Source organism: Bradyrhizobium sp. UNPA324 (assembly GCF_006658635.1).
GTDB classification, from domain to species: domain Bacteria; phylum Pseudomonadota; class Alphaproteobacteria; order Rhizobiales; family Xanthobacteraceae; genus Bradyrhizobium; species Bradyrhizobium nanningense.
The window spans coordinates 2183743-2205633 of record NZ_LFJD01000004.1; the positions used below are offsets into that span (position 1 = coordinate 2183743).

The window sequence follows — 21891 nt, forward strand, 5'->3', positions numbered from 1 at the left end:
CATTCTTCTTTAGGCCGCTTTCTTCTTCGCGGTGATCAGCTTGCGGTTGATCAGGACTTCCGCGATCTGGATCGCGTTGAGGGCTGCGCCCTTGCGCAAATTGTCGGACACGCACCACAGCACGAGACCGTTCTCGACCGTCGCGTCCTCGCGGATGCGGCTGATATAGGTGGCGTCCTCGCCGGCCGCTTCATAGGGCGTGGCGTAGCCGCCGGGCTCCTGCTTGTCGATGACGAGGCAACCGGGCGCCTTGCGCAGGATCTCGCGGGCTTCGTCCGCGCTGATCGGATTCTCGAACTCGATGTTGACGGCCTCGGAATGGCCGACGAACACCGGCACGCGCACGCAGGTCGCGGTCAGCTTGATCTTGGGATCAAGAATCTTCTTGGTCTCCGCCATCATCTTCCACTCTTCCTTGGTGAAGCCGTCCTCCATGAAGACGTCGATGTGGGGGATGACGTTGAAGGCGATGCGCTTGGGGAATTTCTTCGCGACCAGCTCGTCATTGGTGTAGACGGCCTTGGTCTGCGAGAACAATTCGTCCATCGCGTCCTTGCCGGCGCCCGACACCGACTGATAGGTCGAGACCACGACGCGCTTGATGGTCGCCTTGTCGTGCAGCGGCTTGAGCGCGACCACGAGCTGCGCGGTCGAGCAGTTCGGGTTGGCGATGATATTCTTCTTCTTGAAGCCTTCGGTCGCGGCCGCATTCACTTCCGGCACGATCAGCGGCACGTCCGGATCCATGCGCCAGGCCGAGGAATTGTCGATCACCACCGCGCCGGCGGCGCCGATCTTCGGCGACCATTCCTTCGACACCGAACCGCCCGCCGACATCAGGCAGATGTCGACGTCGGAGAAATCGTAATGCTCGAGCGCTTTGACCTTCAGGGTGCGGTCGCCGTAGGAGACCTCGACGCCGACGCTGCGGCGTGACGCCAGCGCCACGACCTCGTCCGCGGGGAATTTGCGCTCATCCAGGATGTTGAGCATTTCCCGTCCGACATTGCCGGTCGCGCCGACGACTGCGACTTTGTAACCCATCGTTCACTCTCCGGTGAAAAAGCCCGTTCCTGAAGCTGACGCTTAAACAGGAAGAGCAGCGCTTCTATGCGAGAACCGGCCCCAAGACAACGTGGGACCATGCCTTAGGGACGTGGATGCAGTCGCCCGAGGCCAGCACGGCCGCAATCTCGACCCGGACCAGTCTCCATCTGGCATTGGCAGCCTTCGCCGACGAGGTCGTCGGCACGCTGGCGCGGCTGTTCGCCTATGTGGGGACGCTCGCGCTGTTTGCCATCCTGGGCCTTGCGGCGCTCGGCCAGCTGCCCGATTTGCGCGACGATGAGCTGGCGCCGAAGCCCAGTTGGAGCGTGGCCGACCGCTCGCAGCCGGCTTTTGCGCTCAGCCGGCCTGATTCGTTAGAGAAAACAGCCTCTTACACCATCCTTCGGCATCCCGAAGGCGGCCGCCGCGACGTCATGCGCTGGACCGGCGATGCTGACAAGGTGCTGGCCCAGCTCGAGATTTACCGGGAGGGCGGCGAATTCGACCTGACCCGTCCGGCAACCATGGACCTCGCCGTCCAGATGGGCCTGAACGCGGCGACCCCGCTCGAGCAGGCCGGCCTGATCGACACGAAATTCGGCCCCGTGGCGCTGTTGCGGCCGGTCGCCGCCGCGGCGGGCGAGCGAGCCTGCCTCGGCTACCTCAAACGCAACGAGGAGCCCGCCTTGCAGATCTCCGGCTTCTCCTGCCAGGGCGACACCCTGCCCGCTCAGCGCGCAGCCATCGCCTGCACGCTGAACCGGCTCACGCTCTTGACCTCCGGCAACGAGCCGAAGCTGGCGGACCTGTTCGCCCGTGCCGAGCTGAAGCGCCGTGCTTGCGACCTTGCGGGTTCACCGGACTGGCTGCTGGGCGCCGCGAACGCGCAATTGCGCGGGGCGCTTTGACCGGCATCAAGTCCAGGTCAGCTGAGCAAGTGGCTGGTATTGATGCAACTTTTGCCGACGCGCCCGATTATTTTCGAGCTGGTGTGACCCAATAGACCTAGTTGCGCTTACCCCAGCCGGGCTAGTATGGGGTGAAATCGACTGGCGGTGCGCCGCCTGAAGGGGACGTGATGAGCTCGAAATTCTCTGCCAAATTGGCGACCTTGTTTGCTGCGGGCGCCGTGATTGCCATGTCCTCTGCCATGTTCTTGGCGACGCCGGCCTCGGCCGACAACAAGACCAAGCGTTATGACGAGCGCGGCCGGCATTATTACGGCCCAACGGGCCCCAACGCCGTCTACCAGCAGGGCCGCACTCGCATCTATGTCAGCAAGCGCTCCTGGCTCGACGGCGGCACCGAGGTCAATCCGGGCGACCGCAAATTCAGCGACTACGCCTTCCCGCCGGCCGTGGGCTATCCGTCCTTCGCCCGCGAAAACCGCAACCGCCCGATCGATCGCCAGCCGCTCTCGCCGCCGCAGGACGTCGGCGGCTATCCGCAGAATTTCCCGCTGTACTGAGCGGCGGATCTTTCCGAATCAAAATGGCCGGGCGAAAGCCCGGCCATTTTTGTTTTGAAAGTCGTGTGGTGCCGTAGGGTGGGTTGGCCGAAGGCGTAACCCACCACTGTTTGTCTCCGCGAAGACAGTAGAGGTGGGTTACGCCAAGCGGTCTGCGCTTCGCGCAGTCCGCATGGCTAACCCACCCTACGACAGCAGCGCCTATGCGTGCAGCTTCTGCAATTCCTTCAAGATCGCTTCGCCCATCTGCGTGGTGGAAGCAGCCGTGGTGCCCTCCGACTTGATGTCGGCGGTGCGCAGGCCGCTGGCCAGCACCGCGGCGATCGCGGCGTCGATCTTGTCGGCAAGCGCGCCCAGGTCGAAGGAATAGCGCAGCGCCATGCCGAACGACGAGATCATCGCGATCGGATTGGCGAGACCCTTGCCGGCGATGTCAGGCGCCGAGCCGTGCACGGGCTCGTACAACGCCTTGCGCTTCTTGGTCTTGACGTCGACCTCACCGAGCGAAGCCGAGGGCAGCATGCCGAGCGAGCCGGTGAGCATCGCCGCGATGTCGGACAGCATGTCGCCAAACAGATTGTCGGTGACGATGACGTCGAACTGCTTAGGCCATTTCACCAGCATCATGCCGCCGGAATCGGCGAGCTGATGCTCGAGCGTGACATCAGGGTATTCGCGCTTGTGGACCTGGGTCATGACCTCGTTCCAGAGCACGCCCGACTTCATGACGTTGCGCTTCTCCATCGACGTCACCTTGTTCTTGCGCTTCCTGGCAAGCTCGAAGGCGACGCGGCCGATGCGCTCGATCTCATAGGTGTCGTAGACCTGGGTATCGACGGCGCGCTTCTGGCCGTTGCCGAGATCGGTGATGGTCTTGGGCTCGCCGAAATAGACGCCGCCGGTGAGCTCGCGCACGATCATGATGTCGAGGCCCTCGACCGCCTCGCGCTTCAGGCTCGAAGCATCGGCCAGCGCCGGATAGCACACGGCGGGGCGCAGGTTCGCGAACAGCGCGAGGTCCTTGCGCAGGCGCAAGAGACCGGCTTCGGGGCGCACCTCGTAAGGAACGGCATCCCATTTCGGGCCGCCGACCGCGCCGAAGATGATGGCATCGGCGGCCAGCGCCTTGGCCATGTCGCCCTCGGAGATCGACACCTTGTGCGCGTCATAGGCGGAGCCGCCGACGAGGCCGGTATCAGTCTCGAACTTGGCGATCCCTGCCGAATTGAGCCAGTCGATCAGCCGCTTCACCTCGCCCATCACCTCGGGGCCGATACCGTCGCCGGGAAGCAGCAGCAGTTTGTGGGTCGCCATGGTCGTTCTTCCTCCGTTTCGTCATGGCCGGCATAGCCGGCCTAAGGACGGCGTCGCTTCCGCTCGTCTATGTTCCGGCCATCCACGTCCTGACTTGCGGTGCAAAGAACGTGGATGCCCGGCACAAGGCCGGGCATGACGGCATCTCGTGAATTTCGGCCGGAGTGCTAGAGCGGTGTTGCGCGCTTGGCAAGACACCATTGCCGGGGTGCGGCTGTGCAAGGCGGACGGGGCCTGCCACACTGGGCAAGCCGGAGTATCCCCTTGCACGCCCCTGACCGCGCCCCGCCCTACGCGCACCCCGCGCGGCTGATCCTGACCCTGTCGCTCGCCGCCACCGTCGGGCTCGGCATCGGCCGCTTTGCCTATGCGCTGGTGCTACCTGATATGCGCGAGAGCCTCGGCTGGTCCTACTCGGCGGCCGGATTCATGAATACCATCAACGCCGTCGGCTATCTCGTCGGCGCGCTATTGGCGTCCCGCCTGATCCAGCGCGTCGGTTGGGCGGCCGCCATCCGCGGCGGAACCCTCGCCTGCGTCGCCGCGCTCGCAACTTGCGCGCTGACGGGCAATTTCGTCGCGCTGAGCCTGGCGCGCCTCGCGCTGGGTCTCGGTGCCGCGGCCGGCTTCGTCGCCGGCGGCGCGCTGGCCGCCACCATTGCCCAGTCGCGGCCCGAGCGGGCCAATTTCCTGCTCAGCCTGTTCTATGCCGGACCCGGCATCGGCATTCTGTCCTCTGGGCTGATCGCCCCGTTCACGCTGCAATATTTCGGTCCGGGCTCGTGGTGGATCGTCTGGTGGACGCTGACGCTATTGTCGGTCGCGATGACGATCCCGCTGTTCCTGATCCGCATCGAGAGCAGCGTCCGCTTCTCGGAGGGCGGTCACGCCTCGTTCGCGATTTTGCCCGTGCTGATCTATCTCGCCGGCTACTTCCTGTTCGGCGCCGGCTACATCGCCTACATGACCTTCATGATCGCCTATGTACGCGACGGCGGCGGCGGGGCCGCGGCGCAGGCGGCATTCTGGAGCCTGATCGGCCTATCCGCTTTCGCGACGCCCTGGGCCTGGCGCGGCGTGCTGGCACTCGACCGCGGCGGATTGGCCACCGCCATCATCCTCGGCACCAACGCGTTAGGCGCAGCACTGCCCATGCTTGGGCATTCGCCGGCATGGCTTGCGGTTTCGGCTGTCGTGTTCGGCGTCGCCTTCTTCGCCGTGGTCGGCTCGACCACCGCCTTCGTGCGCTTCAACTATCCGCCGCAGGCATGGCCGACCGCGATCGCGGCGATGACGATCTCGTTCGGCGTCGGCCAGACGCTCGGGCCGATCGTGGTCGGCGCGATCACGGACGCGCTGGGGAGCTTGAGTTACGCGCTGAATGTATCGGCGGCACTGCTGGCGCTCGGCGCGGCGGCGGCGTTGTGCCAGCGGAAGGTGGGGCCAGCCAAGAAAGCGGTGCCGTAATCGATGTCGTCCCCGCGAACGCGGGGACCCATACCGCGTCATCTTTCCATGGCGAAAGCTAGAAGTACCGAACAACTAATCTTCGCCAAACCTCTCCCTGGGGTTATGGGTCCAGGATCTGCGCGCGCTTGAGGCGCGCTTGTCCGGGACGACAGCGGGGCTAGCTCCCGCTGAACGAATTATAGCCCTGGTCTTCCCAATAGCCGCCCTTGTAGTCGTTGGTGACTTCCATCGAGACCACGTATTTCGGGTTCTTGAAGCCGAGCTTCGTGGGCACGCGGATCTTCATGGGGAAGCCATAGGCGCGCGGCAGGATCTCGCCCGCATATTTGAACGTCATCTGGGTCTGCGGATGCAGGGCGCTGCGCATATCCAGGGGCGAATTGTAGCCCTCCTTGTCGGCGCACTGGAACCAGACGTATTTCGCACGCGTGTCGGCGCCGATCAGCTTGAGGAAATCACGCAAGGGCGTACCGGTCCAGCTGCCGATCGCGCTCCAGCCCTCGACGCAAATGTGGCGGGTGATCTGCGTGACCTGCGGCAGCTTATAGAGCTCGTCCAGCGTCCAGGACTTCTTGTTGTCGACGAGACCGCGGACCTCGAGCTTCCAGTCTGCGGCCAAGACATCCGGCGCGTCGTCGAGATCGTAATAGGCGTTGAACGGAAACGGTTTCGTGATCGCGCTCTCAGGGAAGGTCGGCGCCAGCGCGTCGGGATTGAAGATGAAGGCCTGCACGGCGTCGTTGAACTTCGAGACCTGCTTCAGCATCTCCTCGGCCGAGGAGGAATCGACGACGTCGCAGCCGGTGAGCAATGTCAGCGCGCCGAGGCTGGCGCCGCCCGCGATGAAGCGGCGGCGGGTGACGTCGGGCATGGTCTTGATGGAATCCTTGATCAACAGCCGCTTGTCGACGCCGGGGATCAGGAATGAACGCTTGGCCATGTTATCCTCCTCAACGACCGATGATCATGGCGCGCAGGCTCTTCGGCACCAGCAGCGCGAGCACGACGTGAACGACGAGGAACGCGCAGATCGCGGCCATGCAGAAGAAATGGATGTAGCGCGCGGTCGGGTAGTCGCCGAACAGCGCGACCAGATAATAGAGCTGCACCGGCTTCCACATCCCTAAGCCCGTGAGCACGATCAGCACGCCGACCAATATGATGCCGGCATAGAGCAGGCGCTGCACGTAATTGTAGACGGTGAGATCGTCATGGCCGAGCTTGAAGGTCAGGGCGGCCCTGACGTCATGAAGCACCCCAGACGGGGTGATCGGAAACAGCTTTTTGGCGAAGCGGCCGGTGGCAAAGCCGGTGACGAGATAGGCGAGGCCGTTGATCATCAACAGCCACATCGCGGCAAAATGCCAGAGCAGGCCGCCGCCGAGCCAGCCGCCGAGCGTGTATTCGCGCGGGAAGGTGAAGGCGAACAACGGCGAGGCGTTGTAGATCTGCCAGCCCGACAGGATCATCAGGATCATGGCAAGCGCGTTGATCCAATGCATGACCCGCACCCAGGCGGGCTGGATCACTTTGGCCGGATTACCCCTGACCTGCTCGTCGGTGACTGTGAGGCTCGCCATGGTGGTTCCATCCTGATCGGTCCGTCCTGGGATCGCGTGTTGGGAATTATACGCCGGGTCGCCGGTTTTCGTTACGCCCTGCCAGCCATCGAATCGATGCCGTCAGGCTATTGTGGTCACAAAAAAGCGAGCCGGGCATCCCCGGCTCGCGGTCTCGAAGCATCCTGTTCGGGGATGAAACAGGATCGCGCGGTGTTACGTCGCCGGCATCAGCACGGTGTCGACCACATGGATGACGCCGTTCGACTGATTGACGTTGGAGATCGTCACCATCGAGCTGCCGCCCTTGGCATCGACGATCCAGACCTTGCCGTCCATCTTCTTGACCGTCAGCTCCTCGCCCTCGGCGGTCTTCAGCTTCTTGCCGTCGGTGAGGTCGGAGGCCTCGAGCTTGCCGGGCACGACATGGTAGGTGAGGATCTTGGTCAGCGTCGCCTTGTTCTCGGGCTTGACCAGATTGTCGACAGTGCCGGCCGGCAGCTTGCCGAAGGCGGCGTTGGTCGGCGCGAACACCGTGAACGGGCCCTTGCTTTCCAGCGTCGGCACTAGGCCCGCCGCCTTCACCGCCGCCACCAGCGTGGTGTGGTCCTTCGAGTTGACCGCGTTCTGGACGATGTTCTTCGAGGGGAACATCGCGGCGCCGCCGACCATGACGGTCTTTTCCTCGGCGCTCGCAGGCGCGACGATTGTCGCGGTGATGGCCAGGGCGCTGAAGGCGGCGGCAGCGAGATAGGCAATGCGCTTCGACATGGAGAATCTCCCGATTGAATTGGTACCGGCGATGGCCGGCGTTGAGTTGGGGCAACAACGGCAGCTGCGACAGTTAAGGGGTGATGCAGCAGCGCCGTCGTTGGACCGAACTACGGGGGGGTTTGGGTTGCGGTTTCGGAGAAAAATTCTTTGTGATGCGTGAAACTATGCGGGGGGATGTTCGTGTGGGTCGCGGTGCGCGCGACACACTCCGCTGTCGTCCCGGACAAGCGCAGCGTAGATCCGGGACCCATACCACGGGGAGATGTTTGACGAAGACTCGGAGTGACCCGTCGCGTGCGACAAATTCTCCCTGTGGTTATGGATCCCCGCGCTCGCGGGGACGACACCGAATGTGTTGTACGCGCGCCGCCTCTCAATCCCTGTTGTTCGGCGTCTGGATGAAGCCGCGATTATGCGTCGGGCTGATCAGCACTTCGTTGATGCAGACTCTGGCCGGCATGCTGGCGATGAATGCGATGGTGCGGCCGAGATCTTCGGGTTGCAGCATCTTGGCCTGCTCCTCCTCGCTCGGCACCACCGGGCGCAGCTTCAGGATCGGCGTCGCCACCTCGCCCGGCATCAGGCAGCAGGCGCGCAGGCCGTTGACGCATTCGTCCATGTTGAAGGAATGGGTCAGCGCCAGCACCGCATGCTTGGTGGTGGTGTAGGCCGGGCCCGGCATCTTCGAGACGTGGCGGCCGGCCCAGGACGAGACGTTGATGATCGCGCCGTCCTGCTGCTTGCGCATCGTCGGCAGCACCGCGCGCATGCAGTAGAGCACGCCGTTGAGATTGACCTGGACCAGCTGGTCCCAGCCCTCCAGATCCATGTCCTTCCAGCTGCGCTTGGGAACATTGATGCCGGCATTGTTGACGAGCAGGTCGATGCGGCCGTGCCTGGCGACGATCTGATCGGCGGCCTTCTGGGCCTCGGCAGCATTGGAGACGTCAAGCGCGAGCGCCTCGGCGGCCCCGCCCGCCTTGATGATCTTGGCAACCACGGTATCCAGGGCTGACTGGCGCCGCCCCGACACCACCAAAGTCCAGCCGTCGGCCGCCAGCGCCTCCGCGCCGGCCTCCCCGATCCCGCTGCCACCGCCCGTCACCCAGGCCACGCGTTTCCCAACTCTGGTCATGCAAACTGTCTCCGTTGCTTCATCGGGGCGGTTTTTGCTAATCCAGCCCTCGGTTTTGACCAGCCTTGTCCAACAAGCCTTGTCGTACAAGCCCCTGCGGTCGAGGAATTCTTGCATGAACCCAGCAGCTAACGCCAATTTGTTTTCCCGCCTGTTCGACGGCCTCGACGATCCCAAACGTCTCGCGATCGAGACGCATGACGGCGGGCACATCAGCTATGGCGATCTGATCGCGCGGGCCGGGCAGATGGCAAACGTGCTGGTCGCGCGCGGCGTGAAGCCGGGCGACCGCGTCGCGGTGCAGGTCGAGAAGTCCGTGGCCAACATCGTGCTGTATCTCGCCACGGTGCGGGCCGGCGCGGTCTATCTGCCGCTCAACACCGCCTACACGCTGAACGAGCTCGACTACTTCATCGGCGACGCCGAGCCTTCGCTGGTGGTCTGCGATCCCGCCAAGGCCGAAGGCCTCGCCCCGATCGCCGCCAAGGTGAGCGCCAAGGTCGAAACGCTCGGGCCTGACGGCAAGGGCTCGCTGACCGACGCGGCCGACAAGGCGAGCGGCGAGTTCACGACCGTGCCGCGGGCAAACGACGATCTCGCCGCGATCCTCTACACCTCGGGCACGACCGGCCGTTCCAAGGGCGCGATGCTCAGCCACGATAATCTCGCGTCGAACTCGCTCTCGCTCGTCGACTACTGGCGCTTCACCGACAAGGACGTCTTGATCCACGCGCTGCCGATCTATCATACGCACGGCCTGTTCGTGGCGACCAACGTGACGCTGTTCGCACGGGCATCGATGATCTTCCTGCCGAAGCTCGATCCGGACCTCATCATCAAGCTGATGGCGCGCGCCACCGTGCTGATGGGCGTGCCGACCTTCTACACGCGGCTGCTGCAGAATCCCGCACTCTCGCGCGAGACGGCCAAGCACATGCGGCTGTTCGTCTCGGGCTCGGCGCCGTTGCTGGCCGAGACCCATCGCGAATGGTCGGCGCGCACCGGGCACGCGGTGCTCGAGCGCTACGGCATGACCGAGACCAACATGAACACGTCGAACCCCTATGACGGCGAACGGGTGCCCGGCGCGGTCGGCTTTCCCCTCCCCGGCGTCTCCGTGCGCGTGACCGAGCCCGAGACGGGCAAGGAACTGCCGCGCGACGAAATCGGCATGATCGAGGTGAAGGGCCCGAACGTCTTTAGGGGCTATTGGCGCATGCCGGAGAAGACCAAGTCGGAATTCCGGCCCGACGGCTTCTTCATCACCGGTGACCTCGGCAAGATCGACGCCAAGGGTTATGTGCACATCCTCGGCCGCGGCAAGGATCTCGTCATCTCCGGCGGTTTCAACGTCTATCCCAAGGAAATCGAGAGCGAGATCGACGCCATGCCGGGCGTGATCGAATCCGCGGTGATCGGCGTGCCGCACGCCGATTTCGGCGAGGGCGTCACGGCGGTGCTGGTGCGCCAGCCCGGCGCGAGCATCGACGAAGCGGCCGTGCTGAAGGGCCTGGACGGACGCCTCGCGAAGTTCAAGATGCCCAAGCGCGTCTTCGTCGTCGACGAGCTGCCGCGCAACACCATGGGCAAGGTGCAGAAGAACGTCTTGCGCGAGACGTACAAGGATATTTACGCGAAGAAATAGGGGCGGTTTAGCGAGGACCGCGCCACACCGTAGCTGTCATGCCACGCGAAGGCGGGGCATCCAGTACGCCGCGGCTTCTCGGTCAATCATTGCTGCCTCTGGAATACTGGATTGCCCGCCTTCGCGGGCAATGACACCGAATATGTGGTGTGCAGTTTGCCTCGAGCCCTACTGCCCACCCACCAGGCTCAGCACAAACCGGCTGCCGACAATAAACAGATAGCATCCGAACGCCACTTCCAGCCTGCGCTTCGACATCGCATGTGCGGCTCTCACGCCGAGCGGTGCGGTGACGAGGCTCATCGGCATCACCAGCACGGCACCGATCAACGAGACGTAGCCGAGCGCGAACGGCACTTGCAGCGCGGCGACGGCCGGATAAGCCGCCGCCGCCGGCCAGCCGGCATAGATGTAGCCGAGCGCGCCGGGGATCGAGATCAGCACGGCGAGCGCCGACGAGGTCGCGACCGCCTGATGGATCGGGCGGCCGTAGAAGGTCATCAAGAGGTTCGAGAACAGGCCGCCGCCGATTCCCATCAGCGTCGAGAGAATGCCGACGCAGAAGCCGTAGGCCCGCATCGAGAGGCCCTTCGGGAGATCCTCGCCGAACCTCCAGCCCTCGCGCGCCAAGATGAGACGCGCTGCCGCCGAATAGGCGACGGCGACGAACACGATCTTGAACAGCCGCTCGGGCGCGTAGCGCGCGATCACGCTGCCGGCGACGACGCCGATCACGATCGGCAGCCACCAGACGCGCAGGATGGTCATGTCGACCGCGCCGCGCTTGTAATGCGCTTGGAACGAGCGGATCGAGGTCGGGATGATCACCGCGAGCGAGGTACCGACGCAGAGCGGCATGCGCACCTCGAGCGGCACGCCGGCGATGCGGAAACATTCGTAGAACACCGGTACGAGAATTGCGCCGCCACCGATGCCGAACACGCCGGCCAGGAATCCCGAGAGCGCGCCGGTTGCAATCAGCAACACCGCGAGCTCGACGATCTCCTTGATAGCAAGACCCGCAATCACCCCTGACCTGCCCCCGCGACCTGGTCGCAGCGGCTCGCTTCAGAGGGCTGCATCCGGAGCATTAGGCGATCTGATTCGCGCGGTCGACTCGCCGGGCTCCCCGGCTGGGGTGGAATGCAGAGTGCGCATATCCAAAACCGGATCGAGCGGACCGCTGGGAGGACGCAGAATGGCGTGCGCTCGTGGGGGTTGGCGCCCCGGCTCGGCACCATCGGCCGTTTTGGACGGCATGGTCCGTTTAGATGCGTTCCAATAGTAATTTCAACGGACCTTGCTCCTCTTCTAAGTAATGATTATATATTCGTTACTTCGTTGGTGAACGGGGACGCTGGTATACCAAGGCCCTGATTGGCCTTGCATCATCAAGGCTCTAGAGCTGAACGGTCGTTCGATTTATGGCGATTTGGTGATTGCGCGGGCCAAATCGACTCCGTAAATAGAGCCGACCTTTCCGATCCCCGCGCGCCCCCTGCTGGGCCGCAATACAACATCAAAGCCCATGACCGTACGGATCGAACGACCGCTATCGCCACACATCCAAAACTACCGCTGGACGCTGACGATGGCGCTGTCCATCGTCCATCGCGCCACCGGCGTCGCCCTTTACGTCGGCACCCTGCTGCTGGCCTGGTGGCTGATCGCAGCGGCCTCCGGCCCCGCCGCCTATGCCCATGTCCAGGCCTTCACCGGCAGCATCATCGGCCGTCTGATCGTGTTCGGTTACACCTGGGCGCTGATGCACCATATGCTGAGCGGCATCCGGCATTTCGTGTGGGACCTCGGCTACGGCTTCAAGGCCAATGAGCGGGAAGCGCTGACCTGGGGCGCGCTGATCGGCGGCATCGCGCTGACCGTGCTGGTCTGGATCATCGCCTATGCGATCGGAGGCGGACGATGAGCGCGACCGATACGCCCAAGCGCAGCATGCGCACCCCGCTCGGCCGCGTCCGCAATCTCGGCGCGGCGCATTCCGGCACGTCCGATTTCTGGCGCCAGCGCATCACCGGCGTCGCCATGACGCTGCTGATGATTCCGGTGATCGTGATCGTCATGATGCTGCTCGGCCGCAATCAGGCCGGCGCCGCGCAAATCCTCGGCTCGCTGCCGATCGCTGTGATCCTCCTGCTCTTCATCTTCGCCAGCGCCTGGCACATGAAGATCGGCATGCAGGTGGTGATCGAGGACTACGTCCATAACGAGAAGCTGAAGCTCGTCTCGATCATGCTCAACAACTTCTTCTCGATCGCCGTGGCACTCGCCTCGACCTACGCGATCCTGAAACTGTCCTCCGGAGTGTAACCCATGGCCACCACAACGAATGGCTCGGGCAACGGCGCTCCCGCCACCAACGGCAAAGCCTATCCGATCGAAGACCACACCTATGACGTCGTCGTGGTCGGCGCCGGCGGCGCGGGCCTGCGCGCCGTCGTCGGCTGCAGCGAGGCGGGCCTGCGCACGGCCTGCATCACCAAGGTGTTCCCGACCCGCTCGCACACGGTCGCGGCGCAGGGCGGCATCTCCGCTTCGCTCGGCAACATGCACAAGGACGACTGGCGCTGGCACATGTACGACACCGTGAAGGGGTCGGACTGGCTGGGCGACCAGGACGCGATCGAGTACATGGTGCGCAACGCGCCCGCGGCGGTGTACGAGCTCGAACATTGGGGCGTGCCGTTCTCGCGCACCGAGGACGGCAAGATCTACCAGCGTCCGTTCGGCGGCATGACCATGGACTTCGGCAAAGGCCAGGCGCAGCGCACCTGCGCCGCCGCCGACCGTACCGGCCACGCCATGCTGCACACGATGTACGGCCAGTCGCTGCGCCACGCGGCCGAGTTCTTCATCGAGTTCTTCGCCATCGACCTGATCATGGACGACCAGGGCGCCTGCCGCGGCGTGATCGCGCTCAAGCTCGACGACGGCACGCTGCATCGCTTCCGCGCCCAGACCACGATTCTGGCGACCGGCGGCTATGGCCGCGCCTACGCCTCCTGCACCTCGGCGCATACCTGCACCGGCGACGGTGGCGGCATGGTGCTGCGTGCCGGCCTGCCGCTCCAGGACATGGAGTTCGTCCAGTTCCACCCGACCGGCATCTACGGCGCGGGCTGCCTCGTCACCGAGGGCGCGCGCGGCGAAGGCGGCTACCTCGTCAATTCCGAGGGCGAGCGCTTCATGGAGCGCTACGCGCCGTCGGCCAAGGACCTCGCCTCGCGCGACGTCGTCTCGCGCGCGATGACCATCGAGATTCGCGAGGGACGCGGCGTCGGCAAGAAGAAGGACCACATCTTCCTGCATCTCGACCATCTCGATCCGGCCGTGCTGGCCGAGCGGCTGCCCGGCATCTCCGAATCGGCAAAGATCTTCGCCAACGTCGACGTGACGCGCGAGCCGATCCCGATCGTGCCGACCACGCACTACAACATGGGCGGCATCCCCACGAACTATCACGGCGAAGTGCTGACCAAGAAGGACGGCGACGACAATGCCGTGGTTCCCGGCCTGATGGCGCTGGGCGAAGCCGCCTGTGTCTCCGTGCACGGCGCCAACCGCCTCGGCTCCAACTCGCTGATCGACCTTGTCGTGTTCGGCCGCGCCGCGGCGCTGCGCTGCGCCGAGAAGCTGACGCCCAACGCCGAGCAGCCGGAGCTGCCGGCGAACTCGGCTGAAAAGGCGCTCGGCCGACTCGACCATTACCGCTACGCCTCCGGCGGCACGCCGACCGCAAAGCTGCGCGAAGGCATGCAGCACGTGATGCAGAACAATTGCGCGGTGTTCCGCACCGGCGAAGTGCTGAGCGAAGGCCAGAACCTGATCGCGAAGGTCCACAGCGGCATCACCGACATCGCCGTGTCCGATCGTTCGCTGGTGTGGAATTCGGATCTCGTCGAGACGCTCGAGTTCGACAACCTGATCGGGCAGGCGGTGGTGACGATGAACTCGGCCGCCAACCGCACCGAGAGCCGCGGCGCCCATGCCCGCGAGGACTTCTCCGAGCGCGACGACAAGAACTGGATGAAGCACACGCTGGCCTGGCTGGACGATGCCGGCAAGGTCAAGATCGAGTACCGCCCGGTTCACGACTACACCATGACCAACGACGTGCAGTACATCCCGCCGAAAGCGCGCGTGTACTGAGCGAACAGCGAAGGCCTTATCGAAATGGTTGAATTCGCACTTCCGAAGAACTCCAAGATCACCGGCGGCAAGACCTGGCCGAAGCCCGCGGGCGCGACAGAGGTTCGCGAGTTCCGGGTCTATCGCTGGAATCCGGACGACGGCAAGAATCCGAGCGTCGACACCTATTACGTCGACACCAATGATTGCGGGCCGATGGTGCTGGACGGCCTGATCTGGATCAAGAACCACATCGACCCGTCGCTGACCTTCCGCCGCTCCTGCCGCGAAGGCGTCTGCGGCTCCTGCGCCATGAACATCGACGGCCAGAACACGCTGGCCTGCACCCGCTCGATGCACGACGTGAAGGACGGCGCGGTGAAGGTCAATCCGCTGCCGCACCAGCCGGTGGTGAAGGACCTGGTGCCCGACCTCACCAATTTCTACGCCCAATACGCCTCGGTCGAGCCGTGGCTGAAGACGACCTCGCCGACCCCGCAGAAGGAATGGCGCCAGACCCACGAGGACCGCGAGAAGCTCGACGGCCTCTACGAATGCATCCTCTGCGCCTGCTGCTCGACCTCGTGCCCCAGCTATTGGTGGAACAGCGAGCGCTATCTCGGCCCCGCCGCGCTGCTCCAGGCCAACCGCTGGGTGTCCGATTCGCGCGACGAGGCGACCGGCGAGCGGCTCGACAACCTCGAGGATCCGTTCCGGCTCTATCGCTGCCACACCATCATGAACTGCGCCAAGGCCTGTCCGAAGGGCCTCAACCCGGCCGAAGCCATCGCCGAGCTCAAGCTCAAGATGGTCGAGCGCCAGATCTGAAGACGAAGTTCGTGCTTTCAGTCCCGGCCGGACCGGCCGGGACGTTCCGAGATCGCGGTCAATTCGAGGAGAATTTTCTCCGACCCGCCGCGCGCGCAAGTTTCCGGATCACAACCTGCGGTTCCCCGCACAAGCTGCTTCCTTCCTCACGCGAGATTCAGTTAAGCTCCGGTCAGGGACGGAGCGACTGTGCAGAGGGCGCAACGCAACTCGCTGAGGTTATTGCAGTGGATGATGGCGGCATCCCTGGCGCTGCCGATTGCGCTGTTCGTGATCGCCGCCAGCATTTCCTACACCTCGACCAGGGACGTCGCCGATCGGGAGATCGAGCGCACGCTCGACGTCGTCCATGAGCACGCGCTCAAGGTGTTCGAGACCATCGATCGCAGCCTTGCCGAGCTCAACGAGGTGGTCCGCGCCCTTTCCGACGACACCATCCGCGCGCGCGAGCCGGCGCTGCACCGCCGCCTGAAGCGGCTGAGCGATTCGCTGCCACAGCTGAAATCGGCGTGGATCTTCGACGCGGACGGACGGGCGCTGGTCAACAGCCTCGTCTCGCCGCCGCCTGAGCAGAGCTTTGCCGACCGCAACTATTTCTACGCCCATATCGACCAGAGCATAGGCACCTTCATCGGCACGGCCCTGACGCCGCGTCTGCCCTATCAGGGCGCCCGCTTCTTCGGAGTGAGCCGGCGCCGCGACTCCGACGACGGCCGTTTCATCGGCGTGATCCAGGCCTCGGTCCTGCCCGAATATTTCGAGAGCTTCTACGCCAGAATCGGATCGGATCCGGGCAGCTTCTTCGCGATGGGCCGCACCGACGGCGCGATGCTCACGCATTTCCCGCGGCTCGACCACGACCTCCGGCTCGATCCGACCGGACCGGTCGGTCGGGAAATCGCGGCGCGCCCCGAGCATGGCCTCATCACCGTCGCCTGGCCGTCGGACGGGATCGAGCGTCGCATCGGCTACCGACGCGTCGCCGGATACCCGATCTATGTCAGCGCCGGGCTCGAGACCTCGGCAATCCGCGCGCGCTGGCTGGCCACGATAGGCCAGCATCTGGTGTTCGGCCTTCCCGCCACCGCGCTGCTGTTTCTGCTGCTGGCGCTGGCGTTGCGCCGCACCCAGCAAATTCAGGCCGAAGCCGCCAAGCGCCGCGAGGCCGAGGAGGCGCTCAAGCATAGCCAGCGCCTGGAGGCGCTCGGACAGCTCACCGGCGGCGTCGCGCACGATTTCAACAATCTGCTGACGGTGATCCGCGCCTCCGTCGATCTCTTGAACCGGCCGCAACTGACGGAGGAGCGGCGCCAACGCTACATCACGGCCATTGCGGACGCCGTGGCCCGCGCGGCCAAGCTGACCTCGCAGCTGCTCGCCTTCGCGCGGCGCCAGACCCTGAAGCCGGAGGTGTTCGACGTCAGCGAACGGATGCAGTCGCTGCGCGACATGCTTGCGCCCCTGCTCGGGCCGGCCATCGAGATCGCCATGCGCCTGCCCACCGAGCCCTGCCTCGTCCGTGCCGATGCCGGCCAGTTCGAGACGGCGCTGATCAACATGGCGACCAACGCGCGCGACGCGATGCAGGGCAAGGGCAGGATCACCTTCAAGGTCGAGCCCGCGACCACCGTTCCGGACACGTTGGCTGACGCCTCCAGCCAGACCTCGGCAAACCATGGCTTCGTCAGCGTGACCGTCAGCGACACCGGCATCGGTATTCCCGCCGCCCGACTGGGGCGCATTTTCGAGCCGTTCTTCACCACCAAGCAGGTCGGCCATGGCACCGGCCTCGGGCTGTCCCAGGTGTTCGGGTTCGCCCGGCAATCCGGCGGCGAGGTAACGGTCACGAGCGAAGTGGGACACGGCAGCACCTTCTCGCTCTATCTGCCGCGCATGCCGCCGGAGCTGCTGCCGCAGCGGCAGGCGCCCAACACGGCGCCGGCGGTGGCCGGCAGCGGCATGTCGGTGCTGGTGGTCGAGGACAATATCGAGCTCGCCAATTTCGCCGCCGATGGTCTCACCGAGCTCGGCTACAGCATCACGCTGGTCGACAATGCCACCGACGCACTCGCCGAGCTCGTCCTGGACGCGGACCGCTTCGATGTCGTGTTCTCCGACGTGGTGATGCCTGGGATGACCGGGCTCGATCTGGCGCAGGCCATCTGCGACCGCGGCATCGACGTGCCGATCGTGCTGACCACGGGCTACAGCCAGGCCCTGTCGCAAGATGGCGTGGCCGGCTTCGAGCTCGTGCAGAAGCCCTATTCGATCGAGGAATTGTCGCGCGTCCTGCATCGGGCAGCACGGATCCGGCGCGTCCGGGACGGCGCCGCCGAATAGGGCCTTCGTGGAACCCAAGGGAACCGGTTGATTCCCCTTCGCGTTGTCCGCGCATGCACAAGCCGGCCGCGAAGCGCGAACAGGACAAACCGCCCATCGTTGGGATCGAGGGCGAGAATGGGGACGACGTCGCGGCGCCGCCGCCGGAGCTGCTCGAGCCCGACCCTGAGCTCTCGCCCGAGGAGGCCGAGCAGGTTCGCAAGGATTATCTGCTGACGCGGTTCTGGATCAGCGCGCGCGGCTTCTGGGGACGCAGCGGCGATCGCCTCGCCTGGCCGTTCTCGATCGGCCTCGGCCTGCTGATCATCCTCACCGTCGGTTTCCAATACGGCATCAATGTCTGGAACCGCGCGATCTTCGATGCGATCGAACAGCGCGATGCGGCGAGCGTCTTCCATCTCACCGCGTTGTTCTTCCCGCTCGCGATCGGCAGCCTCGTGCTCGGTGTTGCCCAGGTGTTCGCGCGGATGGGCATTCAGCGGCGCTGGCGGGCCTGGCTGACGGCGAGCGTGCTGACGCGCTGGCTCGCCAACGGACGTTACTACCAGCTCAACCTCGTCGGCGGCGATCACGAGAATCCCGAATACCGGATCGCGGAGGATTTGCGCGTCGCGACCGATTCGCCGGTCGATTTCCTCGCCGGCGTCACCTCGGCGCTATTGTCTGCCGTGACCTTCATCGTCGTGCTCTGGACCATCGGCGGCGCGCTCACCGTCACGCTCAGTGGCACGAGCATCACCATACCCGGCTTCCTCGTGATCGCCGCGATGCTCTATGCCGCGATCGCCTCGGGCTCCATCCTGGTGATCGGCCGCCGCTTCGTGCAGGTGTCCGAGGACAAGAACCAGGCCGAAGCCGATTTCCGTTACACGCTGACGCGCGTGCGCGAGAACGGCGAGAGCATCGCGCTGCTCGGCGGCGAGGAGGAGGAGCGCGACGGCATCGACCGCAACTTCACCAGCGTGATTCGGCAATGGGCGCGGCTCGCGGGTCAGCACATGCGCACCACGCTGGTGTCGCAGGGGTCGAGCCTCGTTGCGCCCGTGGTGCCGCTGCTGCTCTGTGCGCCGAAATTCCTCGACGGCAGCATGACGCTGGGTCAGGTGATGCAGGCGGCCTCCGCCTTCACCATCGTGCAGAGCGCATTCGGCTGGCTGGTCGACAATTATCCGCGGCTCGCCGACTGGAACGCCTGCGCGCGCCGCATCGCCTCGCTGATGATGTCGCTCGACGGCCTCGAACGCGCCGAGCAGGGCGACGGTCTCGGCCGCATCCAGCGCGGCGAAACGCGCAACGACGCCATGCTGGAGCTGCACGACCTCTCGGTCACGCTCGACGACGGCACCGCCGTGGTCGGCGAGACCGAAGTGGTGATCGAGTCAGGCGAGCGGCTCCTGGTCGCCGGCGAATCCGGCACCGGCAAGAGCACGCTGGTGCGTGCGATCGCCGGCCTGTGGCCCTGGGGCGGCGGCAGCGTGAATTTCCATCCCGACCGGCGGCTGTTCATGCTGCCGCAGCGGCCTTACGTGCCGTCAGGATCTCTGCGCCGCGCGGTCGCCTATCCCGGTGCCGCCGATCACTGGACCGTGGACGAAATTGGCGGAGCCCTGCACAAGGTCGGGCTCGATCATCTCAAGGAGAAGATCGAGGAGGAAGGTCCCTGGGACCAGACCCTGTCGGGCGGCGAGAAGCAGCGCCTCGCCTTCGCGCGGCTCTTGCTGCACAACCCCGACATCGTCGTGCTCGACGAGGCGACTTCGGCGCTCGACGAGAAGAGCCAGGACAGGATGATGAAGATGGTCACCGACGAGCTGCCGAAGGCGACCATCGTCAGCGTCGCACATCGGGCCGAGCTCGAGGCCTTCCACAGCCGCAAGATCGTGCTGGAGCGCCGCAAGGGTGGCGCCAAGCTCGTCAGCGACATCGACCTGATCCCGCGCAAGGGCAAGCGCCGGCTGCTCGGGCGATTCCTGCGGCAGCGGAAAGCGCCGAAGAAGGCGGCGTAACACCCTCTCTCCGTCGTCCCGGACAAGCGCGCCCGAAGCGCGCGCCGATCCGGGACGACACTGAGATTGTGGCTCGCTTGGCGCCCCGACACCGAAATTGTGGCCCTCCTCAAAACCGGCTATGCATGCGCCGCCTGCAACGAGGATAGCCTGCTTGACGACCGACAATGCCCCTTCGTCCGCGCCGTTCGGCGCGTTTGCGCCGAATGCGGCGCAGGCCGCGATCATTCGCCTCGCGACGCAATCGGGGCTGAAGCGCGGCGCGTTCCGTCCGTGGATGTCGCGGCTGGTCAATCTGCTGCGGAGCGGCCCTGTCGACGTGCAATATCAGGGCGCCTCGTTCCGGCTCTATCACCAGGGCAGCGCGACCGAGCGCGGCGCATTGTTCAATCCCGATTACAATCTCGACGAGCTCGATTTCCTGCGCCAGCACACTCCTGCAGGCGGCGCCTTCGTCGACGTCGGCGCCAATGTCGGCACGTTTGCATTGGTGATGGCGCAACAGGTCGGCAGCACGGGCAAGGTGGTCGCGATCGAACCGCATCCACTGACGTTTGCGCGGCTCTCCTTCAATCACGCCGCATCGAAGACGGCGCAAGTGCGCCTGGTGCAGGCCGCAGCCGGCGACAGCGACGGCGAGCTGATGATCGAGAGCGGCGGCGGCAATCTCGGCGCCACCCACGTCGTCACCGGTACGGCCAGCACCGACGCGATCAAGGTGCCGTCGCTGCGGCTGACGCGCATTCTCGATGAGGCCGGCGTCACGCAGATTGATTCGCTCAAGATCGACGTCGAGGGTTTTGAAGACCGCGTGCTGATCGGCTTCTTCCGCGACGCGCCGCCATCACTGTGGCCACGCGCGGTCGTGATCGAGCACCTGTCGCAGAACGAATGGCAGCAGGATTGTATCGCCGACATGGTCGCGCGTGGTTATGCGATCGTGCGCAAGACGCGTAGCAATACGTTCCTGTCGCGCTGACGGGAACGAACAACGGAGGCTAACGATGATCGACCATTTGGGCTTTTCCGTCTCCGACTACGAGCGCGCCAAGGCATTCTACGCCAAGGCGCTGGCGCCGCTCGGTTACGGCCTGATCATGGAAGTCACGGCGGAGCAGACCGGGCACGCTGCGGCCGCAGGCTTCGGCGCCGACGGCAAGCCGGATTTCTGGTTCGGCGGCGAAGGCGCCATGAACAAGCCGGTGCATATCGCCATTGGTGCTGACAACCGCGCCACGGTCGACGCGTTCTACAAGGCGGCTATCGCGGCAGGCGGACGCGACAACGGCCCGCCCGGCATCCGCCCGCATTACCATCCGAACTATTATGGCGCCTTCGTGCTCGATCCCGATGGCCACAACATCGAGGCGGTCTGCCACACGCCGGAATAAGGCAGACCCAGCGCGATGCGATGCGGAACATCTGCGCGGCATCATCGTTGTCGTTCTCCGGACAACTATCTCGATGATGCCGATGCCGATCGAACCGCCCGAGATTCCGCCGTCGACGCCCGGCACTCCCGTCGAGCCACCGCCCGGAATTCCACCAGGCAATCCGCAGCCTGAAATCACGCCGCCGGTGCGCGAGCCCGGCTCGCCACCGCGGCCCGATGAATTGCCGGGCCGTATGCCTGAGGAGATTCCACCACGCGGGCCAAACGGGCCGCTCACACCCAACCCTGCGACGGATGCAAGTTCACCGCAGGATCGCGCGTGAGGCGAGATCATATGTGTGGCGATTGCAACCTGCGTCTGAATGCGCAATGAACGTCATCATACTGAGTCGATTTCCGTGCAGAAATAAATCGGGCCACGACCGCTTCGCCCGCCACAATCCGGCCTAACGCGTAGCCGTTCATCCCAACACTTCGTCAAAGAACCTTCCGGGGAAGTTCACCACCATGACCAATCTTCGATTCGTGCTGCTTGCGACGACGGCTCTGACCGCGATGCAATTGGCCAACACCTCGGCGCATGCGCAAAGCACCGCGCCGCTCGTGGTCGCGCAGGCCCAGCCGCAAGACACCGGCCCTGACGGAAAACCGAAGCAGCCGCCGAAGGGCCCGCCAGCGGCCGCGCCGCCTGCGCCACCCGCGCGCCCGGCCGCACCGCCGCCCGCGGCTGCACCTCCCCATCCGCCCGCCGCGCCTCCGCCGGCCG

Annotated in this window: 20 protein-coding genes and 1 pseudogene; 14 read left to right on the forward strand and 7 right to left on the reverse strand. The window is 65.0% G+C overall.

Going from position 1 to position 21891, the window contains the following annotated elements:
* Positions 1-9 precede the first annotated feature (9 nt).
* Positions 10-1044, reverse strand: a complete 1035-nt coding sequence (locus UNPA324_RS10640; RefSeq protein ID WP_128918895.1) for an aspartate-semialdehyde dehydrogenase — start codon at positions 1042-1044, stop codon at positions 10-12.
* A 116-nt stretch (positions 1045-1160) separates the two neighbouring features.
* Here UNPA324_RS10640 and UNPA324_RS10645 point away from each other — a divergent pair, with 116 nt between their 5' ends.
* Positions 1161-1955: a hypothetical protein gene (locus UNPA324_RS10645; RefSeq protein WP_141934646.1), complete on the forward strand. Its 795-nt coding sequence runs from the start codon at positions 1161-1163 to the stop codon at positions 1953-1955.
* Positions 1956-2125: 170 nt separating this feature from the next.
* A complete protein-coding gene (locus UNPA324_RS10650; protein ID WP_128918897.1) occupies positions 2126-2515 on the forward strand; it encodes a hypothetical protein in 390 nt (129 codons plus the stop codon).
* Between the two features lie 201 nt (positions 2516-2716).
* Here UNPA324_RS10650 and leuB read toward each other — a convergent pair whose 3' ends face one another.
* Positions 2717-3829, reverse strand: a complete 1113-nt coding sequence (gene leuB / locus UNPA324_RS10660) for a 3-isopropylmalate dehydrogenase (RefSeq protein ID WP_128918898.1) — start codon at positions 3827-3829, stop codon at positions 2717-2719.
* 264 nt (positions 3830-4093) lie between these two features.
* On the opposite strand from leuB, the gene UNPA324_RS10665 reads away from it, so the two are divergent.
* On the forward strand, positions 4094-5296 hold the full coding sequence (locus tag UNPA324_RS10665; protein WP_128918899.1) for a YbfB/YjiJ family MFS transporter: 1203 nt from the start codon (positions 4094-4096) through the stop codon (positions 5294-5296).
* A gap of 160 nt (positions 5297-5456) precedes the next feature.
* Here UNPA324_RS10665 and UNPA324_RS10670 read toward each other — a convergent pair whose 3' ends face one another.
* From UNPA324_RS10670 to UNPA324_RS10685, 4 genes are all read right to left on the reverse strand, one after another.
* Entirely contained in the window at positions 5457-6239 is a 783-nt protein-coding gene (locus tag UNPA324_RS10670; RefSeq protein WP_128918900.1) for a molybdopterin-binding protein, read from the reverse strand.
* 10 nt (positions 6240-6249) lie between these two features.
* Positions 6250-6879: a cytochrome b/b6 domain-containing protein gene (locus tag UNPA324_RS10675; RefSeq protein WP_128918901.1), complete on the reverse strand. Its 630-nt coding sequence runs from the start codon at positions 6877-6879 to the stop codon at positions 6250-6252.
* Between the two features lie 195 nt (positions 6880-7074).
* Positions 7075-7629, reverse strand: coding sequence for a fasciclin domain-containing protein (locus tag UNPA324_RS10680; protein WP_128918902.1), 555 nt, complete (start codon positions 7627-7629; stop codon positions 7075-7077).
* Positions 7630-8005: 376 nt separating this feature from the next.
* Entirely contained in the window at positions 8006-8767 is a 762-nt protein-coding gene (locus tag UNPA324_RS10685; protein WP_141934647.1) for an SDR family oxidoreductase, read from the reverse strand.
* 115 nt (positions 8768-8882) lie between these two features.
* On the opposite strand from UNPA324_RS10685, the gene UNPA324_RS10690 reads away from it, so the two are divergent.
* Complete coding sequence (locus UNPA324_RS10690; protein WP_141934648.1) at positions 8883-10412, forward strand: malonate--CoA ligase; 1530 nt, start codon at positions 8883-8885, stop codon at positions 10410-10412.
* Positions 10413-10580: 168 nt separating this feature from the next.
* Here UNPA324_RS10690 and UNPA324_RS10695 read toward each other — a convergent pair whose 3' ends face one another.
* The gene (locus tag UNPA324_RS10695; protein ID WP_141934649.1) at positions 10581-11441 is read right to left on the reverse strand and encodes a sulfite exporter TauE/SafE family protein; all 861 of its coding nucleotides are present in this window, start codon (positions 11439-11441) and stop codon (positions 10581-10583) included.
* Positions 11442-11940: 499 nt separating this feature from the next.
* On the opposite strand from UNPA324_RS10695, the gene sdhC reads away from it, so the two are divergent.
* The 10 genes and pseudogenes from sdhC to UNPA324_RS35555 all read left to right on the forward strand — a co-directional run.
* Positions 11941-12339: a succinate dehydrogenase, cytochrome b556 subunit gene (gene sdhC / locus UNPA324_RS10700; protein WP_141934650.1), complete on the forward strand. Its 399-nt coding sequence runs from the start codon at positions 11941-11943 to the stop codon at positions 12337-12339.
* Entirely contained in the window at positions 12336-12740 is a 405-nt protein-coding gene (gene sdhD / locus UNPA324_RS10705; protein WP_128918907.1) for a succinate dehydrogenase, hydrophobic membrane anchor protein, read from the forward strand. The genes sdhC and sdhD overlap by 4 nt, the downstream gene beginning before the upstream one ends.
* Positions 12741-12743: 3 nt before the next feature.
* On the forward strand, positions 12744-14579 hold the full coding sequence (gene sdhA / locus UNPA324_RS10710; RefSeq protein WP_128918908.1) for a succinate dehydrogenase flavoprotein subunit: 1836 nt from the start codon (positions 12744-12746) through the stop codon (positions 14577-14579).
* A 24-nt stretch (positions 14580-14603) separates the two neighbouring features.
* The gene (locus UNPA324_RS10715; RefSeq protein ID WP_128918909.1) at positions 14604-15386 is read left to right on the forward strand and encodes a succinate dehydrogenase iron-sulfur subunit; all 783 of its coding nucleotides are present in this window, start codon (positions 14604-14606) and stop codon (positions 15384-15386) included.
* Between the two features lie 189 nt (positions 15387-15575).
* Positions 15576-17726: a hybrid sensor histidine kinase/response regulator family protein gene (locus UNPA324_RS10720; RefSeq protein WP_141934651.1), complete on the forward strand. Its 2151-nt coding sequence runs from the start codon at positions 15576-15578 to the stop codon at positions 17724-17726.
* A 53-nt stretch (positions 17727-17779) separates the two neighbouring features.
* Entirely contained in the window at positions 17780-19732 is a 1953-nt protein-coding gene (locus UNPA324_RS10725; RefSeq protein ID WP_141934652.1) for an ABC transporter ATP-binding protein/permease, read from the forward strand.
* Positions 19733-19886: 154 nt separating this feature from the next.
* Positions 19887-20711, forward strand: coding sequence for an FkbM family methyltransferase (locus tag UNPA324_RS10730; protein WP_181769355.1), 825 nt, complete (start codon positions 19887-19889; stop codon positions 20709-20711).
* Between the two features lie 25 nt (positions 20712-20736).
* Positions 20737-21123, forward strand: a complete 387-nt coding sequence (locus UNPA324_RS10735; protein WP_141934654.1) for a VOC family protein — start codon at positions 20737-20739, stop codon at positions 21121-21123.
* Positions 21124-21205: 82 nt separating this feature from the next.
* A complete protein-coding gene (locus UNPA324_RS35690; RefSeq protein WP_164936182.1) occupies positions 21206-21448 on the forward strand; it encodes a hypothetical protein in 243 nt (80 codons plus the stop codon).
* Between the two features lie 184 nt (positions 21449-21632).
* A pseudogene (locus tag UNPA324_RS35555) lies at positions 21633-21891 on the forward strand (OmpA family protein); the annotation flags it as partial.